The sequence below is a fragment of the Streptomyces aureus genome (assembly GCF_001418135.1).
Taxonomy (GTDB): Bacteria; Actinomycetota; Actinomycetes; order Streptomycetales; family Streptomycetaceae; genus Streptomyces; species Streptomyces aureus_A.
On record NZ_LIPQ01000586.1, the window covers coordinates 1 to 1,415 of the forward strand.

1 protein-coding gene is annotated in these 1,415 nt (G+C 56.2%); it reads right to left on the reverse strand.

Annotated features, from left to right (window positions below; genetic code table 11):
• Nucleotides 1-1,049 (reverse strand): metallophosphoesterase family protein (locus tag AOK00_RS37895; protein WP_159041921.1); only part of this gene is annotated, 1,049 nt, incomplete at its 3' end.
• Nucleotides 1,050-1,415: the final 366 nt, after the last annotated feature.

A 1,415-nucleotide genomic window follows, 5' to 3' on the forward strand; every position in this document is an offset into this window, starting at 1 on the left:
CTCTCTTCTGGTGCATACGGGTAGGGATGGTGATGCAATAGGGCGATTTTCGGATAGTTTGCAATCTCAGGGCGATGCTTGCGCTTGATGTCAAACATTGTGCCAACTTCTAGTAGCTGGGTTTGTGAGATTTTGCCACGCGCAAAGTTCCCGCCTTCGGATGAATTGAAACGCAAGAACGTGCACTGCAGGTCGTCATCGATCACCACTGGACTCAGGTCGAGGCGTTGAAGAAATCTGTAGTCCTCGCCTAGGCTTGCAAGCTTGTTTCCGAAGGTTCGCTGATCGTGGTTGCCGAGGACGAGGATCGGCTCCTTGCTGCCGCGTCTTTGAAGGGATGACCAGAAGCGGAAGAACCCCAGGTAATCTTCCTCTTGAGTGTCATCGAATAGGTCCCCTGTTATGACCACTCGGTCGAACTCGCCCCGAATTTCCTCGAGGTGCGTCTCCAGGTATGGCTCACGCCTCAAGGCATCTGCGCTGCCGAAGTGAAGGTCGCTCAGGTGCAGGATCTTTCCGTGCCGTTCTTGCGTGGTCGGGTGGTTGTAATTGTTGATTGCAGCGGCCAAGGCCTTGGTGCCGGATTCCAGTATCCCCTTCAGTTGACCAAAAATAGTTTCGGCCTGTTGGATCGGGGCGAAGGTCGTTTCTCCTGTTCCGAGCCAAAAGAGCACGCCAGGCCAATTCTCGGGCCGTCTGGCAACTTCTTGAATTGGTGGAGCCGGGTCGAATATGTCCAAGGTCTCCTTTCCGTTGTGGTCAGTGGGCAAGAGTACTAGTATTTTGTTTCCCGTGGCGCGAGCCGCCCACTTAGCAAATGAATCTGCTCGCCCTGCAGTGGGGCTTCCTACTGGCATGAGATACAGATCGTATGATTGGAATGCTCCGCGCAGGCCGGCGAGCGCCCGTTCGACCTGCGACTGATCTAGGGGGCGGTCATGGTTTGCCAGTTCGGCTTGTAGGCGCTGGTGCGATTCTCTGGCGTAGAGCGGGAACAGGTATGTAAACGTCCGATTGCTTGATATCAGAAACCTGTCTGCCTGCTCCATGGTTGAAAGAAACTCAAGGAGTTCAGCTCCGGTCAAGGTAGGCACACGCTCGTTTGACTGCGTGAGGTAGGCTGCGATATTCGCATGACGAAGCTCAAATGCCCATCCCATGCCACACCTCGCGTTGTTCGCTTGATCTTCAGATTAGGTGGCATCGATGTTCTTCAGCGCGAATGAGGTCCAGTCCGCTGCCCTGCCCCAAAGCCGTCGCCGGGGTCTGTGCGGACGTCTCATCGGTCGATAACTCCACGGTAATTCTGTGGGCCTGGTTACGCTCGTTGAGTAGCGGGCGGGAGCGCAGGTGGCGCCACTGACAGCCGGTTCGACGTCCACGCGGCTCCCCAGCTCCCATCCCGTCTGCCGTCG